Raw genomic sequence first — 22,977 nt, 5'->3', positions numbered from 1 at the left:
CGAGGCGGCGGAAGGCGTCCCATCGGGCGAAGACCGTGGGTGAAGTACCTGGACCGGCGGACGGGCGCACGGATGGGCGCGGGGCCGGGAAGGGATGAGGGGGCGGTTCGGGCGTACGAGTGTCGGGGGGAACGGATGAAGCGGCGGGTCCTGCGTACGGGGAGCCCAGGGGGACGGATGCACGGGTGTGTGCTTCGAGCGGGGCTTCGGGACAGGGGGACGGGGCGTCGGAAGGACGGGACGGGATGCCGGGGCGAGAGGACGGAGCACCGGACCGAAGGGATACGGGGTCGGGACGGGGGGACGGAACGCCGGGGCGAGGGCGAGACGTGCCGGAGCGAGGCGACAGCGTGCCGGGACCAGGGGGCAGCGTGGCGGCGCATTGGCCGGACGGGGTGGCGGCGATCGGGCCGGACCGGGTGGCGGCCATCAGGCTGGACGGCGTGGCGGCGCATTGGCCGGACCGGGCGGTGGCCATCAGGCCGGACGACGTGGCAGGGCGGGCGTACGCGATGGTGGCTGCCGCTCCTGGTATCGCTGGCGCTGGCGGCGCTCGGCGCTCAAGGGGCCCGGGCCTCCGCTCCCGCCGCGGTGGCCGCGCGGGCCGATACCCCGGACATGGCCCTGGTCGTCGCCGGAGGCACCGGACACACCACTCTCGTGCACTCCGGGGACCGCGATTTCGCCCGGCTCTGGCGCCTGCTGTCGCCCCGCTTCACGGGAACGGAGAGAGTGCCCGACGCTTGGGCGGCAGGTGACTATCCGCCGGTGCGCGCCACCGTCATCTGGGGAATGACGGGCGTCGGGGGGTGGCCGCAGACGAGCCGGGCACCCGGCGGAGACGTCGCCATCGAGCGTGAGGACCAGGTGTTCCTCGCGCCGGACGGCACTCCCTGGGTGCGGTCGGATCCCTCGCCGGACGTGGCGGACGACGACATCCGCTGGCACCGGGCGGCGCGCTCGGTGTTCGACCGGCTGGTGGAGCACGGGGGCCCGTTCGGCCCGGGGACCCCGGCGGTGCCCGCGGCGGCGCGGCGCGCCGGTCCGGCCGTGTGCGCGAAGTGGGCGGTGACCGGACTGGCGGTGGGCCTGCTCGTCGGTGCGGGCGGCACCCGTCTGATACGCCGCGCGGCGGCCCGGCGTGACGCTGCCGGACCGCCGCGTGAACCACGACAGGAGCTGATCGACCTGTAGCGCCGGCTGGGCCTGACGCCGCCGAGGATCAGCCGAGGTCGATCTCCGGGTAGAGCGGGAAGGGAGCCAGCAGATCGGTGGCGCGGTGGGAGATCTCGTCGGAGATCTTCGGGTCCAGGACGTGCTGGGCCTTGGACGGGCTGCCCTTGGCGGTGGTGCCGGGCTCGGCGACGGTGAGGACGCGGTCGATCAGGCCGGCGATCTCGTCCATCTCGGCCGTGCCCAGACCACGGGTGGTCAGGGCGGGCGTACCGATGCGGATGCCCGAGGTGTACCAGGCGCCGTTGGGGTCGGCGGGGATGGCGTTGCGGTTGGTGACAATGCCCGAGTCGAGCAGCGCGGACTCGGCCTGGCGGCCGGTGAGGCCGTAGGAGGAGGCGACGTCGATCAGGTTCAGGTGGTTGTCGGTGCCGCCGGTGACCAGCGTGGCGCCGCGGCGCATCAGCCCCTCGGCGAGGGCGCGGGCGTTGTCGACGACGGCCTGGGCGTAGTCGCGGAACTCGGGGCGGCGGGCCTCGGCGAGTGCGACGGCCTTGGCGGCCATGACGTGCGGGAGCGGGCCGCCGAGGACCATCGGGCAGCCGCGGTCGACCTGCTCGGCGAGGGACTCGTCGCACAGGACCATGCCACCGCGCGGGCCGCGCAGCGACTTGTGGGTGGTGGTGGTGACGATCTGGGCGTGCGGGATCGGGTCGAAGTCGCCGGTGAGGACCTTGCCGGCGACGAGACCGGCGAAGTGCGCCATGTCGACCATCAGCGTCGCGCCGACCTCGTCGGCGATCTCCCGCATGATCCGGAAGTTCACCAGGCGGGGGTAGGCGGAGTACCCGGCGACGATGATCATCGGCTTGAACTCGCGGGCGGAGACGCGCAGGGCCTCGTAGTCGATGAGGCCGGTGGCGGGGTCGGTGCCGTAGGAGCGCTGGTCGAACATCTTGCCGGAGATGTTCGGGCGGAAACCGTGGGTGAGGTGACCGCCGGCGTCCAGGGACATGCCGAGCATGCGCTGGTTGCCGAAGGCCTGGCGCAGTTCGGCCCAGTCGGCCTCGGAGAGGTCGTTGACGTTGCGGACGCCGGCCTTGGCGAGGGCCGGGGCCTCGACGCGGGCGGCGAGGACGGCCCAGAAGGCGACGAGGTTGGCGTCGATACCGGAGTGCGGCTGGACGTAGGCGTGCTCGGCGCCGAAGAGTTCGCGGGCGTGCTCGGCGGCGAGGGCCTCGACGGTGTCGACGTTGCGGCAGCCGGCGTAGAAGCGGCGGCCGACGGTGCCCTCGGCGTACTTGTCGCTGAACCAGTTGCCCATGGCCAGCAGGGTTGCCGGGGACGCGTAGTTCTCGGACGCGATCAGCTTGAGCATGGCGCGCTGGTCGGCGACCTCCTGGCCGATGGCGTCCGCGACGCGGGGCTCCACCGCCCGGATCACGTCGAGGGCGCTGCGGAAGGCGGTGGACTCGGTGGACAGGGGCTCGGACATGACGGCCTCCGGACGTGGCGTTCGGCGTTCACGGGTCGGCCCAGGCGCACGGCACACAGTTCACGGAGCCGCTCCCCGATGGTCGGTCCCATCCCAGCGCGCCAGTCACGGCCCCGCCGGTCAGCCTACCGGGCACGGCGGATCTTGGGCCACGCGACGTCGCCGGGCGAGCGCTCGCCGCCGGCGCCCCGGGAGAGCGACGATGGGAGAAAGGCCCTCGTGCCGCAGGAGACGGAGACTCCGTGACCCTCACCGAACGCCTCATCGCCGAGGCCGACGCGCACGCCGCGCCCACCTACCGTCCGCTGCCGGTCGTCGTGGCGACGGCGGACGGCGCCTGGATGACGGACGTCGAGGGCCGGCGCTATCTCGATCTGCTGGCCGGCTACTCGGCGCTGAACTTCGGGCACGGCCACCGGCGGCTGATCGACGCGGCCAAGGCGCAGCTGGAGCGGGTGACGCTGACGTCCCGGGCGTTCCACCACGACCGGTTCGCCGCCTTCTGCGCGGAGCTGGCGGAGCTGTGCGGCATGGAGATGGTGCTGCCGATGAACACGGGCGCGGAGGCGGTGGAGACGGCCCTGAAAACGGCCCGGAAGTGGGGGTACCGCGTCAAGGGCGTTCCCGACGGCCGGGCGAGGATCGTGGTGGCGGCCGACAACTTCCACGGCCGTACGACGACCATCGTCGGCTTCTCCACGGACCGGGAGGCGCGGGCGGACTTCGGTCCGTTCACGCCGGGCTTCGACATCGTGCCGTACGGGGATGCGGGCGCGCTGCGGGCGGCGCTCACCGACGAGACGGTCGCCGTGCTGCTGGAACCGATCCAGGGCGAGGCGGGGGTGGTGGTGCCGCCGGCCGGCTATCTCGCCGAGGTACGGGCCCTGACACGGGAACGGAACGTGCTGTTCGTCGCGGACGAGATCCAGTCGGGTCTGGGCCGGACCGGGAAGACCTTCGCGTGCGAGCACGAGGGGGTGGTGCCGGACATGTACGTGCTCGGCAAGGCGCTCGGTGGCGGGGTCGTGCCCGTGTCGGCGGTGGTGTCGAGCGGTGAGGTGCTCGGCGTGTTCCGGCCCGGTGAGCACGGGTCCACGTTCGGCGGGAATCCGCTGGCCTGTGCGGTGGCCCTGGAGGTGATCGCGATGCTGCGGACGGGCGAGTACCAGGGGCGGGCGGCGGAGCTCGGGACCCGTCTGCACCGGGAGCTGGGGCTGCTGGCCGGCACGGGCCGGGTGACCGGGGTCCGCGGGCGCGGGCTGTGGGCGGGCGTGGACATCGCCCCGGCGTTCGGGACGGGCCGCGAGGTCTCCGAGCAGCTGATGGACCGGGGCGTCCTGGTCAAGGACACCCACGGTCCGACGATCCGGATCGCCCCGCCGCTGGTGATCGGCGAGGAGGACCTGGACTGGGGGCTGGCGCAGCTGCGTGGCGTGCTGGGTGTCTGAGGGCTGTCCCGGTCAGACGATCACGTGGGGCAGGAAGCGGGCGTACTCGTCGGTGATCAGGCCTGTCGACTCGCGGATACCGAGTCCCGCCGGTTCGTCCTCCACCACCCAGGCGCCGAGTACGACACGGTTGCCGTCGAAGGAGGGCAGCGGGGCGAGTTCCTGGTAGCAGCAGGGTTCGTCCCGCAGGACGGGGTCCGCGCCGGGTTCGTGGACGGTGACGCCGGCGCCCTCGCGGCCCAGCAGGGGCTTGGCGACGTACCCCGTGGTCGCGGCCAGCTCCCGCGGGCCGTCGAGGTGGGCGGCCAGAAGGTTGGGGTGGCCCGGGTACAGCTCCCAGAGGATCGCCAGGAGCGCCTTGTTGCTGAGGAGCATCTTCCAGGCGGGCTCGATCCACATCGTCGAGCCCGTACCGCCGCCGTTGTCGAGGGTGTCCAGGACGTGGTCGGCGAAGCGGTCGGTGGTGAGCCATTCCCAGGGGTACAGCTTGAAGCAGCTGCGGATGAAGCCGAGCCGGTTGTCGACGAAGCGGCCGGACAGGGGGTCCCAGCCGATCTCCTCGACCGATATCCAGTCGGTGTCGAGGCCCGCCTGTTCGGCGGTCTCCTTCAGATAGGCGACGGTCATCAGGTCCTCGCCGAGCTCGTCCTCCGCGGAGTGCGCGAAGTAGAGGGGGCTGCCCGGCGGAAGGAGAGCGGCCTGCTTCCGCCAGGCGGCGACGAGGCGTTCGTGCAGGGAGTTCCACTGGTCGGCGCCGGGGAAACGGTCCTCCATCCAGAACCACTGGGGGCTCGCGGCCTCGACGAGCGAGGTCGGGGTGTCGGCGTTGTACTCCAGCAGCCTGGCGGGGCCCGTACCGTCGTAGCGCAGGTCGAAGCGGCCGTAGACGGACGGGAGTTCGGCGCGGCGGTGCCAGGCCTCGGCGACCGCGCGGGCGACCTTCGGGTCGGTGATGCCGAGGTCGGCGAAGCGGTTCTCCTCGACGATGTGCCCGGCCGCCGCGAGGCACATGCGGTGGAGTTCCGCGACGGTGTCCTCCAGCGCCTCGATCTCGGGGAGCGAGAAGGCGTAGTACGCGCTCTCGTCCCAATAGGGGCGCAGGGAGTCGTCCGGGTAGCGGGTCAGCGGGTAGACGAGGCCCTGCCGCTCGACGGTCTGCTGCCAGTCGGCGCGGGGTTCGAGGGGACGGCGTTGCACGGTGTCATGTGTCCGATCGGGTGCTGGGGCGGTGCGGGGGTCGGTGGCGTCGGGGCACTCAGCCGCCGGAGCCGCCCTTTCCGCCCTTGCCCCCGCCGATGCCGCCGCGGTCCACGCCGTGGCCGTGGCTGCCGCCGGAGGAACCGGATCCCTTGCCCGGCTTGGTGAACGAGCCGCCGTCGACCCAACTGCTCTTCTTCTTGCCGCCGTAGTACCAGGTGCCGTGGGCGGAGGACTTGGTGGAGGTGCAGTTCTTGTCCGCGACGACCTTGTAGCCCTTGAGCGCCTGGTAGCTGTCGCGGTCGACGCAGCGCTTGTCGGGGTCCGAGGAGCAGGCGGTGAGAGTCGCCGCGAGCAGTCCCATGCCGCCGAGCACGACCGTGCCGGAGCGCAGTCGCCGTCGTGTGTCCGCCATGTTCTCTCCCCCGTTGGTCCAGATCGATTTCGTCCGGCTCGGCGCCGACGTTCAGATTAGAGACCGGTCGGGGCCGGTACGCGGTGGCCCCCTCCGATTCGGGTTCCCCTAAAGTCACTTCGTGCTCTTTGGAATGTTGTGCGCACTTGGTGCCGCGGTCTGTTTCGGTACGGCGACGGTGCTGCAGGCGATCGCCGCACGGACGGCGGCCGGCACCCGGTCCGGCACCGGCGGCCCGGGCGGGGACGCGGCGTTGCTGCTGCGGGCCCTGCGGCAGTGGCGGTATCTCGCGGGTCTGGCGCTGGACGGGCTCGGGTTCGTGTTCCAGATCGCGGCGCTGCGGTCGCTTCCCATCTACGCGGTGGGGGCCGCGCTGGCGTCGAGCCTCGCGGTGACCGCGGTGGTGGCGGCGCGGCTGCTGCGGGTGCGGCTCAGCGGGACGGAGTGGGCCGCGGTGGGAGTGGTGTGCGCGGGGCTGGGGATGCTCGGGCTGGCGTCCGGGGCCGAGGGGGACCGGGGGGGCTCGATGACGTTGAAGTACGCGATGCTGGGGACCGCGGTACTGGTGCTGCTGCTGGGGCTGGTGGGTGGCCGGCTGTCGGGGCGCGGGCGGGCGCTGGTGCTCGGGCTGGGGGCGGGGTTCGGGTTCGGGGTGGTCGAGGTGTCCGTGCGGCTGATCGACGACCTCGCACCCGGAACGCTGGTGCGCAATCCGGCGGTGTACGCGCTGCTGGTCGGGGGAGGTGCCGCGTTCCTGCTCCTGACCACGGCACTGCAGCGCGGCTCGGTGACGACGGCGACCGCGGGCCTGGTGATCGGCGAGACCATCGGGCCGGCCCTGGTGGGGGTGGTCTGGCTGGGGGACCGTACGCGGGAGGGGCTGGAGTGGCTGGCCGTGCTCGGGTTCCTGGTGGCGGTGGCGGGGGCGCTGGCCCTGGCGCGGTTCGGGGAGGCCCCGGTGGAGGAGGCCTGACTCGACGACCGGTGCGCCGAAGCTCCGCACCATGGAGATCCTCGGTTCGCTGGAGACCGGGGCGCGGGGCGTGTACTCCGGGGCCCTCGGCTATCTGGGGTGCGGCGGTGGCGCGGACCTCGGCCTCGCCGTCCGCACGGCCGTGCTGGTGGACGGGCTGCTGCACCTGGGAGCCGGCAGCGCGATCGCCCTCGACTCCGATCCGGCGGCCGAGTACGACGAGATGCTGCTGGAGACGGCGGCGCTCATGCGGGCCCATCGGGAGCACGGCGGACCCGGCGGACCCGGCGAGCAGGACGGGCACAGCTCGGAAGGTGTCCGCCCCGGTCGGAACGCCACCCGTCGCTGACCCTGCCCCCCTGACCCTGCCCCTGCCCCTGCCGCTGCCGCTCGGCTCGGCTCGGCTCGGTTCGGCTCGGTACGAAGAGCCGCTCCGCCCCGGAATGCGGTTCCGGGCTATCCGCCGGCGGAGGCCAGGGCCGCGCACAGTGCCTCCAGCGCCCCGGCCCACGCGTGGTCCGGTGGTGTCCCGTAGCCCACCACGAGCGCGTCCGTCCGCCCGGCCGTCGAGTCCGGGTGGCGGTAGCGCTCCAGTCCGTGGGCGGCGAGACCGTGCCAGGCGGTCGCCCGCAGCGCGGGCCGCTCCGTGCCCTGCGGGAGCCGCAGCACCACGTGCAGACCCGCCGCGATCCCGGTCGCACGGACCCCGGGAGCCCGCGCCGCGAGCTGCGCCACCAGCGCGTCCCGTCGACGGCGGTAGCGCAGCCGGGCCGCGCGGACATGCCGGTCGTACGCGCCCGAGGTGAGGAACTCCGCCAGGGTCAGCTGGTCCAGCACCCCGCAGGACCAGTCCGCCTCGCCCTTGGCCGCGATCACCTCCGGCCCGATCGACGGCGGCAGCACCAGCCAGCCCAGCCGCAGGCCCGGGGCCAGGGACTTGCTCGCCGTGCCCAGGTAGACGACGTGGTCGGGGTCCAGGCCCTGGAGCGCGCCGACCGGCTGGCGGTCGTAGCGGAACTCCCCGTCGTAGTCGTCCTCCAGGATCAGCCCGTCGCCGCGCCGCGCCCAGTCCACGAGCGCGGCCCGCCGTTCGGGGTGCAGCGGCACCCCCATCGGGAACTGGTGCGCGGGGGTCAGCAGCACCGCCCGCACCCCGGCGAGATCACCGGACGTCAACTCCTCCGTGCGCGTGCCCAGTTCGTCGAATCCGAGCGGTGTCGTCCGCAGGCCGGCTCGTTCCAGCAGGTTCCAGTGCACGTCCAGCCCGTACGGCTCCACGGCCAGCGCCCGTGCTCCTCGTCCGTGCAGCACCTGGCCGAGCAGCATCAGCCCGTGCGCGAACCCGGAGCAGATCACCATGCGTTCCGGGTCGGCGCGGACTCCGCGGGCCCGCGCCAGATAGCCGGCCAGGGCGGTACGCAGTTCCACCCGGCCCCGCGGGTCGCCGTAGCCGAGGGCGTCGTACGGAGCCGTCGCCAGCGCCCGGCGGGAGGCCTTCAGCCAGGCCGCGCGGGGGAAGAAGGACAGGTCCGGGGTGCCGGGGATCAGGTCGTACGCCGGCCGGGAGGGGACGCGGCGCGGTTCCTGGGCGGCCGACGGCGCGGGCACCGGACGTTCGGCGACGCCCGTGCCCGAGCCCTGGCGTGCGGTGAGCCAGCCCTCCGCCACCAGGTCGGTGTACACGTCCGCGACCGTGTTGCGGGCGATGCCCAGGTCGGCGGCGAGGGAGCGGGAGGAGGGCAGCCGGGTGCCCGGCGCCAGCCGGCCGCCGCGGACCGCCTCCCGCAGGGTGTCCGTCAGGCCCCTGCGGACACCGGATCCGGTCGGCTCGACATGGAGGTCGATCCCGAAAGTGGCCCAGGATTCTGCCATGGAAATGGACCATACTCCTGGGCTGCCTTGTTCGTAGGGTCGCGGCATGACGACGAACGAAGTCCCCACCGACGCCCACGCCGGCGCCGACGCGACCGAGGAGTACGCCCCCGAGCACAGCCCCCGTCTGGCCTGGGCCAAGCTGGCCCCCGACGTCTACAAGGCCATGGTCCGGCTCGACACGGCGGCCCAGCAGGGGCTCGACCCGAAGCTGGGCGAGCTGGTGCGGATCCGTGCCTCACAGCTCAACCACTGCGCGTTCTGCCTCGACATGCACACCAAGGACGCGCTCGCCGCGGGCGAGAGCGTCGAGCGGATCGTGCAGCTCAGCGCGTGGGACGAGTCCCGGCACTTCTACACCGAGAAGGAGCTCGCGGCGATCGAGCTGACGGAGGCGATCACCGTACTGACCGACGGCTTCGTGCCGGACGAGGTCTACGCGCGCGCCGCCCGCCACTTCGAGGAGGCCGAGCTGGCGCAGCTGATCGCGTCGATCACGGTCATCAACGCATGGAACCGGTTCGGGGTGACCTGCCGCCTCGTGCCCGGTCACTACACGCCGGGGCAGTTCAAGTGACGGTGACGGTGACGGTGGCAGCTTCGGCTCCCGTGCCGTGGCCTGCGCGCACCGGGATGCCGCCGGGGGATTTCCCGTCATGAGCGGAGTCGAGACCTTCCGGGCCCTGCACCACGGCCGCCCCCCGGGTGACCCGCTCGTCCTGCCCGGCCCCTGGGACGCTGTCAGCGCGCGGGTGTGCGCGGACGCCGGTTTCCCCGCGCTCGCCACGCCGAGCGCGGGTGTCGCCGCCTCGCTCGGGTACGCGGACGGGGCCACGCCCGCCGACGAGATGTTCGCGGCGGTCGCCCGGATCGCACGGGCCGTCGACGTGCCCGTCTCCGCGGACGTGGAGGGCGGTTACGGGCTGACGCCCGGGGAGCTGGTGGAACGGCTGCTGGCGGCGGGCGTGGTCGGCTGCAACCTCGAGGACTCCGAAGGGGGTGTCCTCAAGGACCCGGTACGGCACGCCGACTGGCTGGCGGCGGTACGGGCCGCCGCCGGTGACCGGCTCTTCGTCAACGCCCGCGTCGACGTCTTCGTGCACGGGGACGGGAATCCGCAACGGGCCCTCGAACGGGCCGCGCTGTACGTCGCCGCGGGCGCCGACTGCGTGTATCCGATCGGCGCGCCCGTCGGCGTGCTCCCCCTGCTGAGGGCGGGCGTTCAAGGACCCGTCAACGTGCTGGCCAGGCCCGACGGCTCCTCCCTCACCGAGCTCGGTGAGCGAGGAGCCACCCGGATCACGTTCGGACCGGGAGTGCAGCGCCGCGCGGCGGAGGCGATGCGGGAGTTCGTCACAGGACTGAGATGACCGGGGTCACGACAGCCACGCGCGCCAGGTCGACGCGTGGCTGTCCACCCACTTCTTCGCCGCCTCCTGCGCCGACAGCTTGTCGTTGGCGATCATCAGGGAGACCTCGTTCTGGTCCTCGGTGGTCCACTTGAACTTCTTCAGGAAGGCGGCCGCCTTGCCGCCGTTCTTCGCGAAGTCCGTGTTGAGGTACTTCTGGAGCGGGGTGTGCGGATAGGCGCAGGCGACCTTCGCCGCGTCCGCGTCGCAGCCCTCCTTGTAGGCGGGCAGCTTCACCTCCGTCATCGGGACCTTCTCGAAGAGCCACTGGGGTGAGTACCAGTACGTGAGGAAGGGCTTCTTCTCCTTCGCGAACTGCTTCATCTGGGTGATCTGCGCGGCCTCCGAACCGGCGAACACCACCTGGTAGTTGAGCTTCAGGTTGCCGACCAGGGCCTTGTCGTTGGTGACGTACGAAGGGGAGCCGTCCAGCAGCTGGCCCTTGCCGCCGCTCTCCGCGGTGCGGAGCCGGCCGGCGTACTTGTCGAGGTTCTTCCAGTCGGTGACGTCCGGGTGCTGCCGTGCGAAGTACGTGGGCACGTACCAGCCGATGTGCCCGGTGACCCCCAGCCCGCCGCCCGGGACGATCGTCTTCTTGTCCTCGACGTACCGCTTCTCCTGGTCGGGGTGGCCCCAATCCTCCAGGATGGCGTCGACCCGGCCCTGGCTGAGCGCGTCCCACGCGGGGACCTCGTCGACCTGCACGGTGTCGACGCGGTAGCCGAGCTTGTGCTCCAGCAGGTACTGCGCGACCCCCACGTTGGCCTGCGCGCCCACCCAGGACTGCACGGACAGGGTCACCGTCCCGGCGCCCTGGGCGCCCGCGAAGGGCGAGGCCTGCTTGGTCATGTCGGCCGCGCCGCAGCCGGTCAGCAGCAGGGCGGACACACCGGCGGTCACCGACATCGTACGAAGTCGCATGTCACGCTCCCTTCTTCGTGGGCCGCCGGGTCGGCTGGGTCACCCGGTCGAGCATCAGGCCGAGGCAGACGATCGCCGCTCCGGCGACCAGGCCGGTCGCCAGGTCGCCCTGGGCGAGGCCGAACACGACGTCGTAGCCGAGCGCGCCACCGCCGACCAGGCCGCCGATGATGACGACGGCGAGGACCAGCACGACCCCCTGGTTGACGGCGAGAAGCAGTGCGGGGCGGGCCAGCGGGAGCTGGACCTGGCGCAATTGCTGGGCGCCCGTGGCGCCGAGCGAGCGGGCCGCCTCCAGTGCGGCGGGGTCGACGGCGCGCAGCCCCTGGGTGGTGATGCGGACCACGGCGGGCAGCGCGTAGACGACGGCCGCGGCGACGGCGGGCGCGCGGCCGACACCGAACAGCGCCACCACCGGGATGAGGTACACGAACTGCGGCATCGTCTGGAAGACGTCGAGGACGGGCCGCAGCAACCGTTCGACACGCTCGCTGCGCGCCGCCGCCACACCGGTCGCGAATCCGAGGACGAGGGTCACGGCGACGGCCGCGAGCACCTGCGAGAGCGTGTCCAGGGAGGGCTTCCACACGCCCAGCACCCCGATGGCGGCCATCGCGAGGACCGCGGTGAGTGCGGTGCGCCAGGTGCCGATCAGCCAGGCGAGAGCGGCGACGATCAGCAGGACCGACCACCAGGGCAGTGACTGGAGGCCGTCGCGGAGGGGGTCCAGGACCCAGGTGGTGAAGTGGCCGGCCCAGTCGGCGGTGCCGCCGAGGTAGGGGACTCCGGAGTAGAGGTGGTCGGTCATCCAGCCGACGACGCGGTTCACGGGCTCGGCGATGTGCAGGGTCCAGGTGCCGGGCCAGTCGAGCCGGTCGGTGAGGCGTCCGGCGAGCGCCACGGCGACGGCCGCGGCGAGGACGTACACCCAGAGCAGGGCGGTTCCCCCGGCGCGGGTGCCGAGGCGTTCGCCCGCGGCGCCGGTCACCCGGTCCAGGACGACCGCGAGCAGCACGATCGGGATGCCGGCGGCGAGCGCGGCGCCCACGTCGACGGAGGCGAGGGCCTGGTAGACGCGGTCGCCGAGGCCGCCCGCGCCGATGACGGAGGCGATGACCGCCATCGACAGCGCCATCATGATCGTCTGGTTGAGGCCCAGCAGGAGTTCCTTGCGGGCCAGCGGGAGACGGGCGGTCAGCAGCCGCTGCCGGGCCGTGGCACCGAGCGAGGTGACGGCCTCCATCACACCGGTGTCGGCGTCGCGCAGGCCGAGCGCGGTGAGACGGGCCATGGGCGGCGCCGCGTACACGACGGTGGCGAGGACGGCGGCGGGGACGCCGATGCCGAAGACCAGGACGACGGGCAGCAGGTAGGCGAAGGCCGGGAGCACCTGCATGGTGTCGAGGACCGGGCGCAGGGCGCGGTAGGTGCGGTCGGAGAGCCCGGCGGCGAGGCCGAGCAGCGCGCCGAGGGCGACGGACGCGAGGACGGCGACCACCATGAGCGCGAGCGTCTGGAGGGTGGGCACCCACATGCCGAGCAGCCCGCAGGCGAGGAAGGCGGCGGTCGTTCCGAGCGCGAGCCGGATGCCCGCGGCCCGCCAGGCGACGAGTCCCGCGGCCACCGTGACGCCGGCCCAGCCCGCCGCGAGCAGCACCAGGTAGACGGCGCGTACGCAGAGGACGACGGCGTTGCTGACGTAGCCGAAGAAGTACAGGAACAGCGGGTGGCTGTCCCGGTTGTCGATGATCCAGTCGCTGGTTCTGCCGAGGGGACCGGCGAGGTCGACGGTGAGCGCGTGCGGCCAGGTGCCGCTGGCCCAGCGGGAGTCGAGGACCGGGACGAGGACGGCCGCGGCGACGGCGAGCAGCAGGATCTTGGCCACGGCGCGGTGCCGGGTGGCGCTCTTGAGCAGGGCGGAGACGCCGGTGTGTCCGACGGTCGCGGTGACGGCAGCCATCAGGCCACCTCCTCACCGCGGGCCGCGGAGTCCGTCCCGGCCACCACCCCGAGCAGCGCCGCCGAGTCCACGACCCCGAGGCAGCGTCCCTTCTCCATGACGCGTGCCGGGTCGCCGGAGCGCGCCACCGCCTCGATGGCCTGCGAGACGGTCGTCTCCGGTGCCACGGCCGGGCCTCGCGCGGCCTCGTCCGCGGACGCGGCCCGCATCGCCGTGCGCACGGTCATGACCTGCTCGCGCGGCACGTCCCGGACGAACTCGCGGACGTAGTCGTCGGCGGGTGAGCCGACGATCTCCTCGGGTGTGCCGAGCTGGACGATGCGGCCGTCGCGCATCAGGGCGATGCGGTCGCCCAGGCGCAGGGCCTCGTTCAGATCGTGGGTGATGAAGACCATCGTGCGGCCCTCGTCGCGGTGGAGGCGGACGACCTCCTCCTGCATGTCACGCCGGATGAGGGGGTCGAGTGCGCTGAACGGCTCGTCGAACAGCAGCACTTCGGGGTCGACGGCGAGGGCCCGGGCGAGCCCGACGCGCTGCTGCTGGCCGCCGGAGAGCTGGCCCGGCTTCCGGTGTTCCATGCCTTCGAGGCCGACCTTGGCGACGACCCCGGCGGCCCGCTCGCGGCGCTCCGCCTTGCCGACGCCCTGGATCTCCAGGCCGTAGGCGACGTTGTCGAGGACGGAGCGGTGCGGGAGCAGGCCGAAGTGCTGGAAGACCATGGCGGCGCGGTGGCGGCGCAGTTCGCGCAGCCGGCCCCGGTCCATGGCGCGTACGTCCTCACCGTCGATGGCGATCGTGCCCGCGGTCGGCTCGATGAGCCGGGTCAGACACCGTACGAGGGTGGACTTGCCCGAGCCGGACAGGCCCATGACGACGAAGACCTCGCCCTTGCGCACGTCGAAGCCGACGTCGCGGACGGCGGCGGTGCAGCCGGTGCGGGAGCGGAGTTCGGCGGGGGTGAGGGCGGTGAGCTCGGGGTCGGCGGGGACCCGCTCGGGCCTGGGTCCGAAGACCTTCCACAGACCGTCGACGGAGAAGACGGGACCCTCGGCGGCACCCGCACCACTGACACTGCTGACACTGCTGACACTGCTGGCACTACTGGCAGTCGTACTCATCACGCACCGCCTCCGATCAGCTCGGCGCATTTCTCCCCGACCATGAGCACTCCGATCATCGGGTTCACGGCGGGCATCGTCGGGAAGACGGACGCGTCGGCGACACGCAGGCCGTCGAGACCGCGCACCCTCAGTTCGGGGTCGACCACGGCGTCGGTGTCCGCCGCCGCCCCCATCCGGCAGGTGCCCGCCGGGTGGTACACGGTGTGCGCGACCTGGCGCGCGTACGCGCTCAGCTCCTCGTCGTCCGTGACGTCAGGACCGGGGCACACCTCACGCTTGAGCCAGCCCGCGAGCGGCTCGGTCGCGGCGATCTCGCGGGCGATACGGATCCCGTCGACGAGGGTGCGGCCGTCGTAGTCGTCCTCGTCCGTGAAGTAACGGAAGTCGAGGGCGGGCTTGACCGCCGGATCGGCGCTCGTCAGGTACAGCCGTCCGCGGCTGCGCGGCTTGGGGATGTTCGGGGTCATCGAGACGCCGTGCGCGGGGCGTTCGTAGCCGATCCGCTCCGGGTTGTCGGTGAACGGGACCTGGTAGAAGTGGAACATCAGGTCGGGGCCCGCGTGTCCGGGGTCGCGGCGCACGAAGAGACCCGCGTCGGAGTCCATCGCGGAGTTCTCGGGGATGGGGCCGTCCGTCTCCCACACGATCACCGACTCGGGGTGGTCGAGCAGGTTCTCACCGACGCCGGGCAGGTCGTGGGCGACGGGTATGCCGAGCGCCTCCAGCTCGGCGGCCGGTCCGATGCCGGAGTGCAGCAGCAGCCGCGGCGAGTCCACGGCGCCGGCGCACAGCACGACCTCGTGCTTCGCGCGTACGAGGATCTCCTCGCCGTCCTTGGTGCGGACGTGCACGCCCGTCGCGCGCGTCCCCGCCAGCTCCAGCCGGTGCGCCCAGGTCTCCAGCATCAGCGTGAGGTTGGGCCGCTCGTCCATCACCGGGTGCAGATAGGCGACCGACGCGCTGGACCGCTTGTTGTTCTCGGGGTGGTAGGCGAGGTCGAAGAAGCCGGCACCCTCGGTGAACGGCTGCTTGTTGAAGCCCTCGACGCGGGGAACACCCAGCGCGGACCGGGCGGCGTCCACGAAGTCGCGGGCGATGGCGTTCCGGTCCTTCTCGTCGACCGGGACGATGTTGTTGAGGAGCCGCGCGAAGTACGCCTCCATCGGCACCGCGCCCCAGCCCTCCGCGCCGGCCGCCTCCCACTCGTCCCAGTCGGAGGGCAGCGGCTTGAACGCGATGAGCGTGTTGTGCGAGGAGCAGCCGCCCAGCACCCGGGCCCGGCTGTGCCGGATGTGCGAGTTGCCGCGGGGCTGCTCGGTCGTCGGGTAGTCGTAGTCGAGCTCGCCGCCGAGCAGGCCCATCCACCGGCGCAGGGTGAGGACGTCCTCGCGGCCCACGTCGCTGGGGCCGCCCTCGATGACGGCGACGGTGACGTCGGGGTTCTCGGTGAGCCGGGAGGCGATCACGGAGCCGGCCGTTCCGCCTCCGATGACGACGTAGTCGTACGTGTTCTCGTGCATGTGGTCGTGCTCCAGGGTGCTGTGTGCGGTGGAGGGTTGCGTCACTGGGATCAGCCCGCGAACCAGCGGACCGGCTTGGGCGCGAGGTTCTGGTAGACGTGCTTCGTCTCGCGGTACTCGGCGAGGCCCGCCGGGCCCAGTTCGCGCCCCACACCGCTCTTGCCGAAGCCGCCCCACTCCGCCTGCGGGAGATAGGGGTGGAAGTCGTTGATCCAGACGGTGCCGTGCCGCAGCCGTCCGGCGACCCGGCGGGCACGGCCCGCGTCGGTGGTCCAGACGGCACCCGCGAGCCCGTACTCGGTGTCGTTGGCGAGCGCGACGGCCTCCTCCTCGGTGCGGAAGGTCTCCACCGTCAGGACGGGCCCGAAGACCTCCTCGCGGACCACCTTCATCCCGCGGTGGCACTGGTCGAGAACGGTCGGCTCGTAGAAGTAGCCGGTGGCGGGCCTGCTGCCGGAGGGTTCCGGACGCTGCCCGCCGGCCCGCAGCACCGCACCCTCGGCCAGCGCGGAGGCGACGTACGCCTCGGTCTTCTCCCGCTGCTGCTCGGAGACCAGCGGGCCGCACTCGACACCCTCCTCGGTGCCGCGGCCCAGCCTGATCCGCCCGGCGCGGCGCGCGAGTTCGGCGACGAAGCGCTCGCGCACGGACTCCTCGACGATGAGACGCGAGCCCGCCGAGCAGACCTGGCCGCTGTGGATGAAGGCGGCGTTGAGCGCCTGGTCGACGGCGGTGTCGAAGTCCTCGTCCGTCGCGCAGGCGTCCGCGAAGACGACGTTGGGGTTCTTGCCGCCGAGTTCGAGGGCGACCTTCTTGACGGTGTCGGCGGCGGCCCTGGCCACCTTCGTGCCGCTGACCAGGCCACCGGTGAAGGAGACGAGGTCGACGTCGGGGTGCTCGGCGAGGCGGGCGCCGACCGTGTGTCCAGGCCCGGTGACGAGATTGGCGACCCCGGCCGGCAGACCGGCCTCGACGAGCAGCCGCAGCAGCGCGATCGTCGTCAGCGGCGTGATCTCGCTCGGCTTGATCACGAAGGTGTTCCCGGCGGCCAGGGCGGGCGCGACCTTCCAACTGGCCTGCAGCAGCGGATAGTTCCACGGTGTGATCAGTGCGCAGACGCCCACCGGCTCGTGCACGACGACACTGTGGACGTCCTCGGACCCGGCGTCGACGACCCGGCCGCCGCCCTCCCCCACGACGAGATCGGCGAAGTACCGGAAGGCGTCCGCGACGCAGTCGATGTCGACGCGCCCTTCCTCGACCGTCTTGCCCGCGTCCCGGCTCTCCAGCAGCCCGAGCTCCTCACGGTCGCGGACCAGGAGGTCGGCGACGCGGCGCAGCAACGCCGCGCGCTCGGCGACGGGGGTGTGCGGCCACGGGCCTGTGTCGAAGGCGTCGCGGGCGGCCGCGACGGCCGCGTCGGTGTCCCTCTCGTCACCCTCCGCGACCACGGCGAACGGCTTGGCATCCGCGGGGTCGAGGATCTCGCGGGTCGCGCGGGATGCGGCCGCGCGCCACTCCCCGCCCACGTGGAGCGTCTGTTCTGCCTGCTGAGCCCGGTGTCCGGCCATGGTCGGTGCTGCCTTCCGTTCCTGATCCGTTCCCCTGTGTCACGTACGTGTCACTCTCAGGGACCGGGAGCGCATGCCCCCCGGCCCGGATTGCATGCACGATCGGTGACCGGAAGTGCGCCGTGTCACTGAAAAATCAGCAGAAATACGACCAGAAGCGACGCATGACAGGGTGGTCGGCCCGGCCTGCCCTCCTTCCCTCCTTCCCCTTTCTTTGACTACGGTCAAAGAATGACCTTCGGCGCTTCAACCGGTACTTCACCCGCCGCATCGGAGTCCTGGACGACCGCTACCTCGGACAGGACCGGCCGCTCGGCGAGGCACGGCTGCTGTTCGAGCTCGGGGGCGGGGTGTCCCTGCGCGAGCTGCGGAGCCGGCTCGGCCTGGACGCCGGATATCTGAGCCGGATGGTCCGGGCGCTGGAGGCGCAGGGGCTGGTTCGGGTGAGCGTGCCGGCCGAGGACAGCCGGCTACGGGTCGCGGAGCTCACGCCGGCCGGCCGCGACGAGGTCGAGGAGCAGAACCGGCGGGCCGACGCGCTCGCCGAAGGTCTGCTCGGCGGGCTCGACGAGCGGCAGCGCGACGAACTCACCGCCGCCATCGGCGCCGCCGAGCGGCTGCTGCGGCTGGCGGGCATCACCGTCGAGTCCGTCGACGGCGCCTCGCACGACGCGCGCGACTGCCTCGCCGGGTACGCCGCCGACATCGACCAGCGGTTCCCGGAAGGGTTCGACCCCGCCGCCCTCGTACGGCCCGACGAGGTGTCCGGGGACTCGGGTGCTTTCCTCGTCGCGTACGAGGAGGGGCGTCCCGTGGGGTGCGGGGCGTTGCGGCTCCTGGAGCCGGGGGTCGGCGAGATCCGCCATGTATGGGTGCGTCCGGGGGCCCGGCGGCTCGGTCTCGCGCGACGGATCCTCGACGGGCTGGAGCGCGAGGCCGCCGGACGCGGCTGCGCCGTCGTACGGCTCGACACGCACGCGGTGCTCACCGAGGCGCAGTCGATGTACCGGGCGTGCGGATACGAGGAGATCCCCCGGTACGACGACAACGTCTACGCCGCTCACTGGTTCGAGAAGCGACTCCGAGCGTGCCCGAAGCCGCTCCCGTGACGGGCGGTGCCCTGGTTCAGCAGGCGCCGGCCAGGCAGAACGACGTCACCGCCGTCTCCTGGACCTGCCGCTGCGCGGGCCATGCGTCGGCCGGTCCCGAGGTGAGGACGACGTACAGCTCACCGCCGCCGGCCGGGACGACCCGGTCCAGGGTGCGCACCTCGACGCCCCACTTCTGGCTGGGGTGGGAGTAGTCGAGCTCGGCGGCCTCGCCCCGGGCGTCGGGCACGGTCGTGAGGCTGTTGCGGTGGTAACCCGGCAGCTGTTTCCTGAGGTCCTTCTCGGCCGCCGTGAGCGTGCCGCGCGGGGTGGGGTCGTCCTCGCTGACCCGGAAGACCTGGAGATAGCGGGGTCCTCCGCCGGACTCCCGGAAGAAGTAGATCGTGACGCCGTTCTTGCCGCTCTGCGTCTCCGGCTGCCAGCCGTCCGGTACGGCGGTATCGAACTCGCCGTTCGACACCCGGTGGTATCCGGCCGGGAGAGCGCTCGGCGAGGGGGATGCCGAGGTGGCGTCCAGGGTCGGTGTGGGCGTGGGTACGGGCGTGGGGTCCTGGGCGCTCCGGCCGGTGGGCGCGGTGGACACCTTGGTGCGGGCGTCGTCCTTGTGCGTACCGCCGCTGTCCCCGCTCCACAGGTACCAGCCGCCGAACCCCGCCGCCCCGCCGACGAGCAGGGCCGCGGTCAGCACCGCGACCACGCGGCGCACCGAGGGCCGCGAGGCGGGACCCGGAGCGGGAAGGGGACCAGGAGTCGAGTAGGCCGGATGGGCCGGGGGGTAGGCGCCCGGATCGGGACCGGGAAAGAAGGCGGGGGCCGGATACTGGCTCCGCCGGTCGGGACCCGGGCCGGAATCGGTGCCGGAACCGGTGGCGGAGCCGGAACCCGGGCCGGAGCCGTCCTCCGGGCCCGGGGCAGGACCCGGACCCGGCGCGGGGGCGGGCGCGGGCGGGTGGACCGGTTCGAACTCCGGGCGCGGCGGAGGCGGCGGGGTGTAGCGGCCCCGCGGCGCGCCGCCCGTCTCCCAGCTCTGCGTCTCGGCGTTCCAGTGGACCTCGTCCTTGCCGGCCACGGTCAGTTCCCCAGCAGCGCGGCGACGGATTCGGCCACCGCGCCCGCCGAGGCCAGCAGCCCGGTCAGCGCGCCGGCGTCCGTGAGGGCCTGCCGGAGCCGGGCGAGCCGGCTCTGCCCCGCCCGGCCCGACTCCTCGATCTCGGCCTGGGCCACGGCGAGTTCGGCGTCCAGGCCGGCCGTCTGGCTGCTGGCGACCAGCCGCCCCAGGTCGGCGCGGAGTTCACGCACCTGCCGCAGCAGCTCCTCGTGCGCCGGGTCGCGGCCCGGCACTCCGGCGCCCGGCTGATTGACGACGTTGTTGCCGTCGCCGATCGCGAAGGCCCCGCTGACACCGCTGATGTTGATGGATCCTCTTCCGGCGGCCTGCTCGTCAGCCATTGCCATCCCCTCCCGCCCCGTTCGGTGTGCTCGGTGTGCTGGGCGTGCCCGGCGCGTTCGACGGGCCCGGCGCACCGGACGTACTCGGCGCGCCCGGCGTGTTCGGCGCGCCCGGCGTGTTCGGCGCACTCGGCTCGCCTGGCGTACCCGACGTACTCGGCGCCCTGTTGGTGACGACGTTGTTGTCACCGAGGGCGAACGCCCCCTGCGCGTTCTCGATCAGGGTGCTGCCGCCGCTCACGTTGACGACCTTCTGGGCGAACTCGTCGGTCCGGTAGCCCGAGTCCTTCAGAACCTGCCGCACTCCCTGCGCGACCCGGTCCTGGATCGACTTGAGATAGCGGGTGACGTCCATGTCCTGGAAGAGCGAGGCGCTGTCCCCGGAGCCCAGCTCGCGCACCGACCGGGCGGGCCCGTCCGGCATCGCCGCGCCGTAGCCCGCGGTGAGGATCCGCCAGGTCAGGGCCACTCCCCGGCCCACTGTCGCGGCCGCGAGAGGCGCCGAGCGAGGCGTACGCGCCAGCGCCCACACCGCCTTGCCCAGCGGGCTGTTGTGACGGTGCTGGTGGGCGATGCGGTCCGCGTTCTCGAAGTCGGCGCGGACCGGCAGCAGGACGTGCGGGGCGATCTCCAGCATCAGCATGCCGCCCTGGGTGTGCACGCGGACGAAGACGGTGGTGACGACCTCCTCCTCCCAGCCGCCGACCCGTGCCCGCAGGAAGTGCCGGCGGGTCTCGCCGCCCTCCTCGACCGACTCGGCGCTGTGCAGGACGAACGCGTCCTGGTGGTACGGCGCGAGGTCCCTGCGGGGCAGCCCCGTCACCGGCAGGAACACGCACTCGTCGATCTCCAGGCGGCGCAGCCGGTCCCGGACCGCGCCCCCGGCGTGCGGCGACGGCAGCCGCAACCGCGCCAGCAGCTCGTGGATCCGGTCGAGGATCACCCGGTTGTTGATGGGCAGCGGCGGCTCCCGGCGCTCCGGGTCCGGCCGTAGCTCGACGGCGAGACTCCAGGTGTCGTACGCCCGCCCGGCACCGCAGAAGGGGTGCGCCGCGTGGTACATCACCAGGGGCGAGTGCTGCTCGACACGGATGCGCTGCCGCAGCCGCTGGAAGCGCCGCCCCTCGGCGAGTTCGGCCGGGTCGGCGGCCATGTCCCCGAAACGCGCCGGGTGCAGCTCGTGCCCGAGCGCCCGCGCGAACTGACCGCGCTGCAGGGCGACGCACACCGCCACCAGCAGCAGGACGAGCAGCGCGGACCAGGCGTTGACCGGCTGGATGCGCACCCCGCCGTTCTCGAAGAGTGCCGTCGCCAGCGGGGTGGGGAGGAAGGCGTCGAAGAATTCGAAGAGCTCCCGCTGGTCCACGACGCCGAAGGCCGCGCGCACCGTCGTGACCGAGGCGTAGATCAGGAAAATCCGCCCCCACCAGCGCAGCCACCACGCGGGGAATCTCCGGTACCACGGGGGACGTTCCTGCGCGCCCCGGATCCAGGAGGCGGTGGCGAGCACCAGGCACGGAAGCAGAAGGGCGGCCAGCAGGTAGTTGGAGAGCGGGAAACCCACCGCCCACAGTCCCAGGATCGCGGCCGCCCAGCCCCCTTCGAGCCGGCGTGCGCGCAGGGCGTGGGCCAGGACGCGCGCCGCGTCATGGCCGAGCGAGGGGGCGGCGAGGCGCTCCTCGTGGACGTACAGCTCCTCGATCACCGCGTCGCGGTAGCCCGCGTCCAGGTAGGTGCCCGCGCAGAGCAGCCGCGTCGCCTCACTCGCCCCCGGCGGCACACCGGGCTCGCCGGTCACGGTGGTCCGTGGTGGCTGTGGTTGCTGAGGTAACTGGAATGTCTGCGTCAACGCTGCTCCCCCGAGGCGTGAACTGCCGTGTTCCGCACACGCGTTGGTGTGTCCGGCGTCACAGCATAGGGGTCGTGTGGCATCCCTGCCGCGTTTATTCACAGGAACGGCGCAGGCCCCGCCCGGGAAACCCGGGCGGGGCCTGCGTGAGGTACCGCGAGGTGCGGCGGGGTGCGAGGGCTCAGATGAGACCGAGACCGCGGACCGCGTCGCGCTCCTCCTCGAGCTCCTTGACGGAGGCGTCGATGCGGGCGCGGGAGAACTCGTTGATGTCCAGGCCCTGGACGATCTCGTACCGGCCGTCCTTGGTGGTGACGGGGAAGGAGGAGATGATCCCCTCCGGGACGCCGTACGAACCGTCCGACGGGATGCCCATGGAGGTCCAGTCGCCGTCCGCCGTGCCGTTGACCCAGGTGTGCACGTGGTCGATGGCGGCGTTGGCCGCGGAGGCGGCGGAGGAGGCGCCACGGGCCTCGATGATCGCGGCACCGCGCTTGGCGACGGTCGGGATGAAGTCCTCGGCGAGCCACTTCTCGTCGTTCACGACCTCGGCGGCGTTCTTGCCGGCGACCGTGGCGTGGAAGATGTCCGGGTACTGGGTGGCGGAGTGGTTGCCCCAGATGGTGAGGCGCTTGATGTCCGCGACCGTCGTGCCGGTCTTCTTCGCGAGCTGCGTCAGCGCGCGGTTGTGGTCCAGACGGGTCATCGCGGTGAAGCGCTCGGCCGGTACGTCCGGGGCGGCGGCCTGCGCGATGAGGGCGTTGGTGTTCGCCGGGTTGCCCACGACGAGGACCTTGACGTCGTCCGCGGCGTGGTCGTTGATGGCCTTGCCCTGCGGCTTGAAGATGCCGCCGTTGGCCGACAGCAGGTCGCCGCGCTCCATGCCCTTGGTACGCGGGCGGGCGCCGACGAGCAGGGCGACGTTCGTGCCGTCGAAGGCCACGTTCGGGTCGTCCGTGATGTCGATCCCCGCGAGGAGCGGGAAGGCGCAGTCGTCGAGCTCCATGGCGGTGCCCTCGGCGGCCTTCAGCGCCGGCGTGATCTCCAGGAGGCGCAGCTTGACCGGCACGTCCGCGCCGAGCAGCTGGCCGGAGGCGATGCGGAAGAGCAGGGCGTAACCGATCTGGCCGGCAGCGCCGGTGACGGTGACGTTCACGGGAGTGCGGGTCATGGCGTTCTCCGTATGACAGCTGGCGGTGGGGCGTCCCTGCCCCGGGGTGCAGGATCGTCCCCTGCGTCCACCGCAATGATCGATCAAAGGTGCCGATGATCGATCTCTCGGCGTCAAGAGAGATCCGCCGTCAGGCTATCGCGCATCCGATACGCCCGACGGCCGGGTCCCGTGTGGCCCACCCCACAGAGGCCCCGAACGGGCGGCCGCCGGCCCCGGGGGGAAGAGGGCGGCGGCCGCCGAGGGGGTGCCGGGGTCCGTCCCGGGGGCGGGTGCACGTCCCGCCCCTCCCGGACGTCGCCGGATCCCGTGGGGGTTGTCTGT

19 protein-coding genes, 1 pseudogene and 1 riboswitch are annotated in these 22,977 nt (G+C 72.6%); of the genes and pseudogenes, 7 read left to right on the top strand and 13 right to left on the bottom strand.

What is annotated here, in order from left to right; translation table 11 throughout:
• Positions 1-618: 618 nt before the first annotated feature.
• Entirely contained in the window at positions 619-1,194 is a 576-nt protein-coding gene (locus OHB41_RS28405; RefSeq protein WP_266700947.1) for a hypothetical protein, read from the top strand.
• A 28-nt stretch (positions 1,195-1,222) separates the two neighbouring features.
• Here the strand turns inward: OHB41_RS28405 and OHB41_RS28400 are convergent, their stop codons facing one another.
• Complete coding sequence (locus OHB41_RS28400; RefSeq protein WP_266700946.1) at positions 1,223-2,668, bottom strand: glycine hydroxymethyltransferase; 1,446 nt, start codon at positions 2,666-2,668, stop codon at positions 1,223-1,225.
• Between the two features lie 31 nt (positions 2,669-2,699).
• Positions 2,700-2,787: riboswitch (ZMP/ZTP riboswitch) on the bottom strand.
• Positions 2,788-2,910: 123 nt separating this feature from the next.
• Between OHB41_RS28400 and rocD the strand changes: the two genes are divergently transcribed.
• Complete coding sequence (rocD, locus tag OHB41_RS28395; protein ID WP_266700945.1) at positions 2,911-4,116, top strand: ornithine--oxo-acid transaminase; 1,206 nt, start codon at positions 2,911-2,913, stop codon at positions 4,114-4,116.
• A gap of 12 nt (positions 4,117-4,128) precedes the next feature.
• On the opposite strand, the gene OHB41_RS28390 is transcribed toward rocD, so the two are convergent.
• Both OHB41_RS28390 and OHB41_RS28385 read right to left on the bottom strand, forming a co-directional pair.
• Positions 4,129-5,313 (bottom strand): glutathionylspermidine synthase family protein, encoded by a 1,185-nt coding sequence (locus tag OHB41_RS28390; protein WP_266700944.1) that lies wholly within the window; start codon positions 5,311-5,313, stop codon positions 4,129-4,131.
• Between the two features lie 58 nt (positions 5,314-5,371).
• Complete coding sequence (locus tag OHB41_RS28385) at positions 5,372-5,728, bottom strand: hypothetical protein (protein WP_266700943.1); 357 nt, start codon at positions 5,726-5,728, stop codon at positions 5,372-5,374.
• A 133-nt stretch (positions 5,729-5,861) separates the two neighbouring features.
• Between OHB41_RS28385 and OHB41_RS28380 the strand changes: the two genes are divergently transcribed.
• Complete coding sequence (locus tag OHB41_RS28380; protein WP_266706195.1) at positions 5,862-6,701, top strand: DMT family protein; 840 nt, start codon at positions 5,862-5,864, stop codon at positions 6,699-6,701.
• Position 6,702: 1 nt separating this feature from the next.
• Positions 6,703-7,050 (top strand): annotated as a pseudogene (locus OHB41_RS28375) (chorismate-binding protein); the annotation flags it as partial.
• 107 nt (positions 7,051-7,157) lie between these two features.
• Here the strand turns inward: OHB41_RS28375 and pdxR are convergent.
• Positions 7,158-8,573, bottom strand: a complete 1,416-nt coding sequence (gene pdxR / locus OHB41_RS28370) for a MocR-like pyridoxine biosynthesis transcription factor PdxR (protein WP_266700942.1) — start codon at positions 8,571-8,573, stop codon at positions 7,158-7,160.
• A gap of 46 nt (positions 8,574-8,619) precedes the next feature.
• On the opposite strand from pdxR, the gene OHB41_RS28365 reads away from it, so the two are divergent.
• Together OHB41_RS28365 and OHB41_RS28360 are read left to right on the top strand one after the other, a co-directional pair.
• Positions 8,620-9,150, top strand: a complete 531-nt coding sequence (locus OHB41_RS28365; protein ID WP_266700941.1) for a carboxymuconolactone decarboxylase family protein — start codon at positions 8,620-8,622, stop codon at positions 9,148-9,150.
• Positions 9,151-9,229: 79 nt separating this feature from the next.
• Positions 9,230-9,943, top strand: a complete 714-nt coding sequence (locus OHB41_RS28360) for an isocitrate lyase/PEP mutase family protein (RefSeq protein WP_266700940.1) — start codon at positions 9,230-9,232, stop codon at positions 9,941-9,943.
• Positions 9,944-9,949: 6 nt separating this feature from the next.
• On the opposite strand, the gene OHB41_RS28355 is transcribed toward OHB41_RS28360, so the two are convergent.
• From OHB41_RS28355 to OHB41_RS28335, 5 genes are read right to left on the bottom strand one after another with little or no spacing between them, the layout of a single operon-like run.
• Entirely contained in the window at positions 9,950-10,903 is a 954-nt protein-coding gene (locus OHB41_RS28355) for an ABC transporter substrate-binding protein (protein WP_266700939.1), read from the bottom strand.
• Position 10,904: 1 nt separating this feature from the next.
• Positions 10,905-12,863 (bottom strand): ABC transporter permease, encoded by a 1,959-nt coding sequence (locus tag OHB41_RS28350; RefSeq protein WP_266700938.1) that lies wholly within the window; start codon positions 12,861-12,863, stop codon positions 10,905-10,907.
• On the bottom strand, positions 12,863-13,981 hold the full coding sequence (locus tag OHB41_RS28345) for a quaternary amine ABC transporter ATP-binding protein (RefSeq protein ID WP_266700937.1): 1,119 nt from the start codon (positions 13,979-13,981) through the stop codon (positions 12,863-12,865). The genes OHB41_RS28350 and OHB41_RS28345 overlap by 1 nt, the downstream gene beginning before the upstream one ends.
• Complete coding sequence (locus OHB41_RS28340) at positions 13,981-15,504, bottom strand: GMC family oxidoreductase (protein ID WP_266706192.1); 1,524 nt, start codon at positions 15,502-15,504, stop codon at positions 13,981-13,983. Before OHB41_RS28340 ends, OHB41_RS28345 begins: the two co-directional genes overlap by 1 nt.
• Before the next feature lie 50 nt (positions 15,505-15,554).
• Positions 15,555-17,075, bottom strand: coding sequence for an aldehyde dehydrogenase family protein (locus tag OHB41_RS28335; protein ID WP_266700936.1), 1,521 nt, complete (start codon positions 17,073-17,075; stop codon positions 15,555-15,557).
• A gap of 269 nt (positions 17,076-17,344) precedes the next feature.
• Here OHB41_RS28335 and OHB41_RS28330 point away from each other — a divergent pair, with 269 nt between their 5' ends.
• Positions 17,345-18,184, top strand: a complete 840-nt coding sequence (locus OHB41_RS28330; RefSeq protein WP_266706190.1) for a bifunctional helix-turn-helix transcriptional regulator/GNAT family N-acetyltransferase — start codon at positions 17,345-17,347, stop codon at positions 18,182-18,184.
• A 16-nt stretch (positions 18,185-18,200) separates the two neighbouring features.
• Here OHB41_RS28330 and OHB41_RS28325 read toward each other — a convergent pair whose 3' ends face one another.
• From OHB41_RS28325 to OHB41_RS28310, 4 genes are all read right to left on the bottom strand, one after another.
• A complete protein-coding gene (locus OHB41_RS28325; protein ID WP_266700935.1) occupies positions 18,201-19,253 on the bottom strand; it encodes a serine/threonine kinase C-terminal domain-containing protein in 1,053 nt (350 codons plus the stop codon).
• 2 nt (positions 19,254-19,255) lie between these two features.
• The gene (locus OHB41_RS28320) at positions 19,256-19,633 is read right to left on the bottom strand and encodes a hypothetical protein (RefSeq protein WP_323138404.1); all 378 of its coding nucleotides are present in this window, start codon (positions 19,631-19,633) and stop codon (positions 19,256-19,258) included.
• On the bottom strand, positions 19,626-21,431 hold the full coding sequence (locus OHB41_RS28315) for a collagen-like triple helix repeat-containing protein (protein ID WP_266700933.1): 1,806 nt from the start codon (positions 21,429-21,431) through the stop codon (positions 19,626-19,628). The genes OHB41_RS28320 and OHB41_RS28315 overlap by 8 nt, the downstream gene beginning before the upstream one ends.
• 232 nt (positions 21,432-21,663) lie before the next feature.
• Positions 21,664-22,653 (bottom strand): malate dehydrogenase, encoded by a 990-nt coding sequence (locus OHB41_RS28310; protein ID WP_266700932.1) that lies wholly within the window; start codon positions 22,651-22,653, stop codon positions 21,664-21,666.
• Positions 22,654-22,977 lie beyond the last annotated feature (324 nt).

It is taken from the genome of Streptomyces sp. NBC_01571 (assembly GCF_026339875.1).
GTDB lineage: Bacteria > Actinomycetota > Actinomycetes > Streptomycetales > Streptomycetaceae > Streptomyces.
This window is presented reverse-complemented; position numbering and strand designations above follow the sequence as displayed.

Bases quoted from the DNA above. Each gene is read 5' to 3' on its own strand.
- OHB41_RS28405 (WP_266700947.1), top strand. From the start codon at position 619: ATGGCCCTGGTCGTCGCCGGAGGCACCGGACACACCACTCTCGTGCAC.
- OHB41_RS28400 (WP_266700946.1), bottom strand. From the start codon at position 2,668: ATGTCCGAGCCCCTGTCCACCGAGTCCACCGCCTTCCGCAGCGCCCTC.
- OHB41_RS28385 (WP_266700943.1), bottom strand. From the start codon at position 5,728: ATGGCGGACACACGACGGCGACTGCGCTCCGGCACGGTCGTGCTCGGC.
- OHB41_RS28380 (WP_266706195.1), top strand. From the start codon at position 5,862: ATGTTGTGCGCACTTGGTGCCGCGGTCTGTTTCGGTACGGCGACGGTG.
- pdxR (WP_266700942.1), bottom strand. From the start codon at position 8,573: ATGGCAGAATCCTGGGCCACTTTCGGGATCGACCTCCATGTCGAGCCG.
- OHB41_RS28365 (WP_266700941.1), top strand. From the start codon at position 8,620: ATGACGACGAACGAAGTCCCCACCGACGCCCACGCCGGCGCCGACGCG.
- OHB41_RS28360 (WP_266700940.1), top strand. From the start codon at position 9,230: ATGAGCGGAGTCGAGACCTTCCGGGCCCTGCACCACGGCCGCCCCCCG.
- OHB41_RS28355 (WP_266700939.1), bottom strand. From the start codon at position 10,903: ATGCGACTTCGTACGATGTCGGTGACCGCCGGTGTGTCCGCCCTGCTG.
- OHB41_RS28350 (WP_266700938.1), bottom strand. From the start codon at position 12,863: ATGGCTGCCGTCACCGCGACCGTCGGACACACCGGCGTCTCCGCCCTG.
- OHB41_RS28345 (WP_266700937.1), bottom strand. From the start codon at position 13,981: ATGAGTACGACTGCCAGTAGTGCCAGCAGTGTCAGCAGTGTCAGCAGT.
- OHB41_RS28340 (WP_266706192.1), bottom strand. From the start codon at position 15,504: ATGCACGAGAACACGTACGACTACGTCGTCATCGGAGGCGGAACGGCC.
- OHB41_RS28335 (WP_266700936.1), bottom strand. From the start codon at position 17,075: ATGGCCGGACACCGGGCTCAGCAGGCAGAACAGACGCTCCACGTGGGC.
- OHB41_RS28320 (WP_323138404.1), bottom strand. From the start codon at position 19,633: ATGGCTGACGAGCAGGCCGCCGGAAGAGGATCCATCAACATCAGCGGT.
- OHB41_RS28310 (WP_266700932.1), bottom strand. From the start codon at position 22,653: ATGACCCGCACTCCCGTGAACGTCACCGTCACCGGCGCTGCCGGCCAG.